The 7,890-nt window shown below is 64.0% G+C and carries 8 protein-coding genes; all 8 read right to left on the minus strand.

Features of this window, described 5'->3' with window-relative positions; all coding sequences use genetic code 11:
• Nucleotides 1-810, minus strand: an 810-nt coding sequence (locus Q7V20_RS23125; RefSeq protein ID WP_304796333.1) for an SPOR domain-containing protein, incomplete at its 3' end; no start/stop codon positions are given.
• 77 nt (nt 811-887) lie between these two features.
• Nucleotides 888-2,276, minus strand: a complete 1,389-nt coding sequence (gene folC, locus Q7V20_RS23130) for a bifunctional tetrahydrofolate synthase/dihydrofolate synthase (protein WP_304796335.1) — start codon at nt 2,274-2,276, stop codon at nt 888-890.
• A gap of 97 nt (nt 2,277-2,373) precedes the next feature.
• Nucleotides 2,374-3,249, minus strand: coding sequence for an acetyl-CoA carboxylase, carboxyltransferase subunit beta (gene accD, locus Q7V20_RS23135; protein WP_304796338.1), 876 nt, complete (start codon nt 3,247-3,249; stop codon nt 2,374-2,376).
• 1 nt (nt 3,250) lies between these two features.
• Nucleotides 3,251-4,075, minus strand: coding sequence for a tryptophan synthase subunit alpha (gene trpA, locus Q7V20_RS23140; RefSeq protein ID WP_304796340.1), 825 nt, complete (start codon nt 4,073-4,075; stop codon nt 3,251-3,253).
• Nucleotides 4,072-5,319, minus strand: coding sequence for a tryptophan synthase subunit beta (gene trpB / locus Q7V20_RS23145; protein ID WP_304796343.1), 1,248 nt, complete (start codon nt 5,317-5,319; stop codon nt 4,072-4,074). Before trpB ends, trpA begins: the two co-directional genes overlap by 4 nt.
• A gap of 21 nt (nt 5,320-5,340) precedes the next feature.
• Nucleotides 5,341-6,024 carry a phosphoribosylanthranilate isomerase gene (locus Q7V20_RS23150; protein ID WP_304796345.1) on the minus strand — a complete coding sequence of 228 codons (684 nt, stop codon included), beginning with the start codon at nt 6,022-6,024 and terminating at the stop codon, nt 5,341-5,343.
• A gap of 6 nt (nt 6,025-6,030) precedes the next feature.
• Nucleotides 6,031-6,915: a tRNA pseudouridine(38-40) synthase TruA gene (gene truA / locus Q7V20_RS23155; protein WP_304796348.1), complete on the minus strand. Its 885-nt coding sequence runs from the start codon at nt 6,913-6,915 to the stop codon at nt 6,031-6,033.
• A 6-nt stretch (nt 6,916-6,921) separates the two neighbouring features.
• Nucleotides 6,922-7,890: FimV/HubP family polar landmark protein (locus Q7V20_RS23160; RefSeq protein WP_304796350.1), on the minus strand; the 969-nt coding region annotated here is incomplete at its 5' end.

Here is a 7,890-nt window from a genome sequence, read left to right on the forward strand (position 1 = left end):
CAAGGCACTGGTCATCCCGGCCTTGCGCAAGGTGTCCACGGCCTTGTCGGCTTCAGCCTTGTTGGCATAGGGGCCCACGCGAACGCGGATCTTCTTGCTACCATTGACGGTGACTTCCTGGGTGTAGGTCTTGACACCAGCACGCTCTGCTTTCAAACGCACCTCGCGGGCGGTCGGCACATCGGAAAAAGCACCAATTTGCACCACATAGCGGGTGGCCGCGGCCGCAGATGCGGGCTTGGCGGCCGGTTTGGCATCCGCAGGCGCCACGGCAGGTTTGACGACGGGTGGCTTGCCCTCCAGCAGGGACTTGGCGCGGGCGGCATCCTTGGCAGCCGCGTTGTCCACCGAATTGTTCGCCACCACCACGGGCTTGGCGGGATCCTTCCTGGCCGCCTCTTTGGGGGGCGTGGCTGGCTTGGCCGCCACTGCTTGGGAAGCCTGCGCCCTCACCGGCGTGGGCTTGCTGGCAGGCGCTGTCGGCGCACTGGCGCGGACAGCACCGGATTTGCTCACCACAGGCGCTTCAACCTCCTCCTCGATGGACTCGACCGGCGCCTCGGGCACCGGCACGGTCACACTCGCGATGGCGGGCGCGGGCCGGGATGAGGCCACGGCGCCATTGCCCCGCGAGGACACGTTGGACACCACCTGCACATCCGGGTTCAAAGGCCTGGGCTGGGTTTCGAACAACCATGGCAGGCCGATCACGCCCAGGCCCATCAGCACCACCATGCCAACCAGGCGGCGACGGGCACGCACCCGTGCCACCTCGATGTCGGCCGACGACAGCGGCGAGACATCAGCCACGGACGGTGCGGATCGCTGACGAAGGCGCTGAAGGAACGATGGCAACGGCATGCTCGGTGGGGCGGTGGGTCGGTCGATCAGTTGAGGTGCGGCGCGTTCAGCCGGGGCAAGCCCTCGTGCAAAACACCGCCAACGGTGAAGAATGAACCAAAGACGATGATTCTATCCGTCGGGCCCGCTGCGGCCAGCGCCGCGTGCAGCCCGGCCATCGGGTCTGCATGGGTGGTGACGGTGGGTTGTTGGCGAACCAGCGAGGTGCTTTGCCCCGATATCGCGCGCACGACATCGGCCAATTGCGCGGCGCTGGCCGCCCGCTCGGTGGGCAGTTCGCAGCAATACCAGGCGTCGATCACCTGGGTCAATTTGCCCACCATGCCCGCCAGGTCCTTGTCGGCCATGGCGCCCCACACCGCGTGGGTTTTGGGTGAAAAACCCATCTGGTCCAGGTTGGCCGCCAGGGTGGCTGCCGCGTGCGGGTTGTGGGCCACGTCGAGGATCAAGGTGGGTTGCCCCGGGATGATCTGGAAACGCCCCGGCAACTCGACGGTGGCCAGGCCCGTGCGCACGGACTGAGCGGATACGGGCAGGCGAAGGCGCAGGGCGTCCAGCGCGGCCAGCACGCCCGAGGCATTCAGCAACTGGTTGGCCCCGCGCAAGGAGGGATAGGCCATGCCGTTGAAGCGCTTGTGGCGTCCGGCCCAGGACCATTGCTGGCGATCGCCCGAGTAGTTGAAGTCGCGGGCGAACAGCCAAAGATCGGCCCCCAAGGCCTGGGCATGGTCCACCACGCTTTGCGGCGGCTGGGGATCGGACACGATGGCCGGACGCCCTGCGCGCAAGATGCCGGCCTTTTCACGCCCAATGGCTTCGCGGTCCGGCCCCAGGTATTCCATGTGGTCCAGGTCGATGCTGGTGATGATGGCGCAGTCGGGGTCGACCACATTGACCGCGTCGAGGCGGCCACCCAAACCCACCTCCAGCACCACGGCATCCAGGCCAGCCAAAGCCAGCAAACGCATGATGGCCAGGGTGGTGAATTCGAAGTAGGTCAGCGCCAGTTCGCCACGGGCGTCTTCCACCGCGGCGAAGTGCGGCAGCAGCTCATCGGCCTTGACGGGCAGACCCATCACACGGCAACGTTCTTCAAAATGCACCAAGTGGGGCGATCCGTAGACACCGACCTTGAAACCCGCCGACAGCAAGATGTTCTCGATCATGGCGCATGTCGAGCCCTTGCCATTGGTGCCAGCCACGGTGAACACGACCGGAGCAGCGACCTCCTCTTGCTCAGCCTCGCTCACACCGCAAGGTGTGCCCAGGGTGACCGCCATGCGTTGCCACACCTGCGAGACACGCTCCAGCCCCAGGTCAATGGTGACCGGGTGCAGGCGCTCGCAATGCGACAGCCAGCCGGCCAGCGTGGTCGGGCGGGAAAGATCGTGGGAGGCGTCGGCAGAGGTGCTCATGAAAAATCAGGTGGCGCCAGAAAACGGAAACGGGCTGCAAACAGCGCAGCCCGCATGGTGGAACGGATCGAGAAAATCGGCTGAAGCGGGGGCTTGCTCAGACCACCAGGGCATCCACCGGCTGGCGCAGCAACATGGCCAGCGAGCGGGCAATCACCAGGCGCAACTCGCGGCGGTCGATGATCATGTCCACCCCACCCTTTTGCATCAGGAACTCCGAACGCTGGAAGCCCTCGGGCAGCTTCTCGCGCACAGTGTTCTCGATCACGCGCGGGCCGGCAAAACCGATCAGGGCCTTGGGCTCGGCGATCACGATGTCGCCCACGAAGGCGAAACTGGCCGACACACCGCCCATGGTGGGGTCGGTGAGCACGCTGATGTAGGGCAACTTGGCTTTGGCCAGCAAGGTCAAGGCCGCGTTGGTCTTGGCCATCTGCATCAGGCTGAGCAGGCCCTCTTGCATGCGAGCGCCACCCGTGGCCGTGAAGGACACGAAGGGCATCTTCTGCTCGACCGCGGCCTCAACGCCCCGCACGAAACGCTCGCCCACCACGGAGCCCATCGAGCCGCCCATGAAGTCGAACTCGAAGCAGGCGGCCACCACAGGGATGCTGTGCACCGACCCGCCGACCACCACCAGGGCATCGGTCTCGCCGGTGGCTTCCATGCCTTGCTTGAGGCGGTCGGCGTATTTCTTGTTGTCCTTGAACTTCAAGGCATCGACCGGCAGCACCTCCTGGCCCAGTTCGAAGCGCCCTTCAGCGTCGAGGAAGGCGTCCAGGCGAGCGCGGGCGCCAATGCGGTGATGGTGGCCGCACTTGGGGCACACGTTCACATTGGCTTCCAGGTCGTTTTTGTAGAGCACCGTTTCGCACGACGGGCATTTGACCCACAGCCCCTCGGGCACCTGCCGACGCTCGGACGGGTCGGTCGGTTGGATCTTGGGGGGCAGCAGTTTTTCAAGCCAGCTCATGTCAGGCTCCTTTCAAGGAATCCAGGGCCGTGCGGATTTCAGCAATGAAATCACTGGCGGCCTTCACCACGGTCTCGGGCGATTGCGTTTCCAGCAATTGCACGATGCGCGAACCAATCACCACGGCGTCGGACACCGCGGCCACCGCTTTGGCGGTCTCGGCATCGCGGATGCCAAAGCCAACCCCCACGGGCGTGTTCACATGGGACTTGATCAGCGGCACCATCCGGGCCACCGCATCGGTGTCCAGGTGGCCTGCGCCGGTCACGCCCTTGAGCGACACGTAATACACATAGCCACTGGCCACCTTGCCGACCTGCGCCATGCGCTCTTCGGTTGAGGTGGGAGCCAGCAGGAAGATGGGGTCCAAACCGACCGCGTTCAAGCGGGCCGCGAACTCTTCGCACTCTTCAGGCGGGTAGTCCACCACCAAAACGCCATCGACGCCCACGGCCTTGGCATCCTTGACAAAAGCGCCTTCACCCAAGCGGTGGTCATAGGCTTCGATCGGATTGGCATAGCCCATCAGCACGACTGGCGTGGTCGTGTTGCGCTCGCGGAAACGCTTCACATCGGCCAGCACGTGCTTGAGCGAGATGCCCTTGACCAATGCGCGCTCGGCCGCTTTCTGAATGACCGGGCCATCGGCCATCGGGTCAGAGAACGGCACGCCCAACTCGATCACGTCGGCACCGGCGTCGGCCATGGCCCACATCAACTCAGGGGTCAGCTCAGGGAAGGGATCGCCGCAGGTGATGTAGGGAATCAGGGCTTTGCGACCCTGATCACGCAGGACGGCAAAAGTGGCATTAATGCGCTTGCTCATGCCTGGGCGCCCTTCACGGTCACGCCACGTTGCGATGGGCGATCGTAAAACTCGGTGCCCGACAGGTCGGCCACGGTGCCGATGTCCTTGTCGCCACGGCCGGACAGGTTGACCAGGATGTGCTGGTCAGGACGCATGGTGGGGGCCAATTTCATGGCATATGCCACCGCGTGGCTGGATTCCAGCGCGGGGATGATCCCTTCGGTGCGGCACAGGCGGTGGAAAGCCTCAAGCGCTTCCTTGTCGGTGATGCCGACGTATTCGGCGCGGCCGATGTCCTTCAGGTAGGCGTGCTCCGGCCCCACACCAGGGTAATCCAGGCCGGCGGAGATCGAATGCGTCTCGGTGATCTGGCCGTTTTCGTCTTGCAGCAGGTAGGTGCGGTTGCCGTGCAGCACGCCCGACACGCCCTTTTGCAGCGACATCGAGTGCTTGCCGCTGTCGGCGCCCTCGCCTGCGGCTTCCACGCCGATCAAGCGCACACTTTCGTGCTGGATGTAGGGGTAGAAAATGCCCATGGCGTTGCTGCCACCGCCCACACAGGCGATCACGGCGTCAGGCTGGCGCCCGATCTTGGTGGGCATCTGCGTGAGGCATTCTTCGCCGATCACGCTCTGGAAATCTCGCACCATGGCCGGGTATGGCGAAGGGCCGGCCACCGTGCCAATGATGTAGAAGGTGTTTTCAACGTTGGTCACCCAGTCGCGCATGGCCTCGTTCAGCGCGTCTTTCAGGGTGCGGCTGCCCGAATCGACAGGCACCACCTTGGCGCCCAGCAAATGCATGCGGTACACATTGGGCGACTGGCGCTTGACGTCTTCCGAGCCCATGTAGACCACGCATTCCATGCCGTAGCGCGCGCAGATGGTGGCGGTGGCCACGCCATGCTGCCCGGCGCCGGTTTCGGCGATCACACGGGGCTTGCCCATGCGCTTGGCCAGCAAGGCCTGCCCGATGGTGTTGTTGATCTTGTGCGCGCCAGTGTGGTTGAGGTCTTCCCGCTTGAGGTAGATCTGCGCACCGCCCAGTTCACGGCTGAGGCGTTCGGCGTGGTAGATCGGGCTGGGACGCCCCACGAAGTCGGCCAGCTCACGCTTGAACTCGGCGATGAATTCCGGATCGTGGCGGTAGTGCTCGTAGGCGTTCTTGAGCTCGTCCAGCGCGTGGATCAGCGTTTCAGAGACGAAAGTACCGCCGTAAGGGCCGAAATGGCCCTTGGCGTCGGGCTGTTGATAATTCAGCATAGCTCTCTAAAAATTCTTCAATCAATCCGCGCGGGGCTGAGGGGTTTCGGCACATTGCCGATCGGCCGCCCGCACGGCCTGACAGAACTGGCGCATCAGCGCAGCATCCTTGATGCCCTTGCCTGACTCCACGCCAGAACTCACATCCACAGCCCAAGGCCGCACACTCGCCACACCCTTGGCCACATTGCCGGGGTTCAAGCCCGCCGACAGGATCATGGGGCACGGCAGCCGTGATGGCAACCAGGACCAGTCAAACACCTCTCCGCCGCCCCCATACCCTTCCACATGGGCATCGACCAACATGGCCTGGGCTTTGGAAAACTGCTGGGCGAAGTCTAACAAATTGAAACCGCTTGCCATGCGGGCAGCCCTGATGTAGGGGTGTCCAGAGTTCTCACATTGCGCAACCGATTCGTCGCCATGGAATTGCAGCAGCGCCTGGGGCAGCGTGGCAATGGCTTCACGCACGAAAGCATCGCCCGCATTGACCAGCAGCAACACCGGGGTCACGAACGGGGGAAGCTGCAGAGCCAAGGCCTGCGCCCGGGCTAAAGTCACGTGGCGGGGGCTTTTGTCGTACAGAACAAAGCCCACGGCATCCACCCCGGCATCAACGGCGGCGTCCACATCAGACTCCCGGGTCAGCCCGCAAATCTTGATGCGGGTGCGGTGGTCGGCAGGCAAGGTGCGAAAAGGGGTCATGTCCGATCAGTCAGGAAGCCAGTGGAAAGCGGGCACATCCGAAGGCAGGCCCCACCGCTCATCGTAGCGCGGCCCCAGGAAATACAAGCCCTCAGGGGCAAATGTCGGCGCCGCAATCTTGCGATCGCGGGCGTCGAGGACAGTCTGCATCCACGAGACTGGCTGGGCGCCGGTGCCCACGGCCACCAGGCAGCCCATGAGGTTGCGGATCATGTGGTGCAAAAAGGCCGTGCCTTCGAAATCGAAACGCCAGTAGATGCCTTCGGCACCCGGGCCCAGGATGCCACGGCGATCCACCTCGCCCAAAGAAGGCGTTCGCTCGCCTGCCCCACCGCAACGGCGGATGGAGATCTCGCGCAAGGTCTTGACAGGCGTGGGCGACTGGCATTGGGATGATCGGAAGGAGCTGAAATCGTGCTCACCGATCAGGCAGGTGCTGGCGGCCACCATGGCCGCATGGTCCAAAGGCCGGAAGACCCAACCGACTTGCCCGGATTCGAGGGCGGGCCGAACCGGGGCCTCCAGCAGGATGTAGGCGTACCTTCGGCCCATGGCGCTTTGCCGCGCATGAAAGCTGTTCGGCACCTCAGCAGCCCATTGCACGGCGATGTCCGGTGGCAAGAAGGCGTTGGTGCCGCGAACCCACGAAAAGGGTTCGCGCTGCAAGGGCGTGTCCAGGTGAACCACTTGGTTGATGCCGTGCACGCCCGAATCCGTGCGCCCGGCGCACATCACCCGGGTGGGCTGCGTGGCGAAGGCCGACAAGGCCGACTCCAGCGCGTCTTGCACGGTGCCGCCTCCAGCCTGGCTTTGCCAGCCCTTGTAGGCCGTGCCTCGGTAAGAAACGCCGAGGGCGACCCGGCGGGTCGCCCTCGGCTGCTCACTGCTCATGAGACGTCAGCTCAAGCTGTCCAACGTGGACTTGGCCTTGACCTGCAATGCACCAGTGGCGTTGGCCACCACTTCTTGCAGCAGTTCACGCGCGCCATCGACATCACCAATCTGACGGAACTCTTCGGCCAATTCGAACTTGCGTTCCATCGGGTCCGAAGGTTCAGACAGGTCGTCGTCCAGGGCCAGGCTTTCAGCGGCAGGCGCTGGTGCATCGAGGTCCAGATTGAGGTCGCCCAGGTCGAACGCGCCGGTGGACGAAGCCACGCTGGCCGCCGGGGAAGGAGCCGGTGCCACAGGCTCCAGCGGCAAGTCGAAGTCCAGGGAATGCGCCTCTTCAATCACTGCAGGGGCCGCTGCTGGGGGCACCGAAGGCAGGTCCAGCGAAGGCATGTCAGCGAAAGCGTCAAACTGCAACGAAGGCTTCTCACCCGGGAACTCGGGCTCGGACAAAGGTGCTGGCGCCGAGATGTCCAGGTCCAGGTCCACCAACTCACCAGTAGGCTCCATGGGCGCCGTTTCCGGGCTGTCCAGGTGCATGGGGGTGGGCATCACCGAATGAGGGATGGTGCTGGCACCCAAGGAATCGTTGGGCGACTCCACGCTCAACGGTGTGCTGGACGATGGCTGGCCACCCGGCTGGTACAGCGGATTTTCAGGATCGATGCCCAAGCCCATTTCCTGCGCCTTGGCCCAATCGTCACCATGGCCACCGGTCAGGTTGTACAGCTGCGACGCCAATTGCTCGTAGCCCTTGGTGTCACGGCGCTTGGCATACACCTCCAGCAACTTGGTGCGGATGGCCAGGCGCTCAGGCGTGCTGCGCAAGGCTTCCTTGAGGATTTCTTCGGCTTGAAGATCGCGGCCATAAGCCAGGTACACATCGGCCTCGGCCACAGGATCAACGTCACCGATGGCATCCAGTTGGCTGAGCGAATAGCTCATGGACGAAGGCGCACCCGTGGCGTCACGGGT

Source organism: Aquabacterium sp. (assembly GCF_030652515.1).
Classification (GTDB): Bacteria; Pseudomonadota; Gammaproteobacteria; order Burkholderiales; family Burkholderiaceae_C; genus Aquabacterium.

Excerpts from the sequence above, each read along its gene's own strand:
- folC (WP_304796335.1), bottom strand. The coding sequence starts at position 2,276 with ATGAGCACCTCTGCCGACGCCTCCCACGATCTTTCCCGCCCGACCACG.
- accD (WP_304796338.1), bottom strand. The coding sequence starts at position 3,249 with ATGAGCTGGCTTGAAAAACTGCTGCCCCCCAAGATCCAACCGACCGAC.
- trpA (WP_304796340.1), bottom strand. The coding sequence starts at position 4,075 with ATGAGCAAGCGCATTAATGCCACTTTTGCCGTCCTGCGTGATCAGGGT.
- trpB (WP_304796343.1), bottom strand. The coding sequence starts at position 5,319 with ATGCTGAATTATCAACAGCCCGACGCCAAGGGCCATTTCGGCCCTTAC.
- Q7V20_RS23150 (WP_304796345.1), bottom strand. The coding sequence starts at position 6,024 with ATGACCCCTTTTCGCACCTTGCCTGCCGACCACCGCACCCGCATCAAG.
- truA (WP_304796348.1), bottom strand. The coding sequence starts at position 6,915 with ATGAGCAGTGAGCAGCCGAGGGCGACCCGCCGGGTCGCCCTCGGCGTT.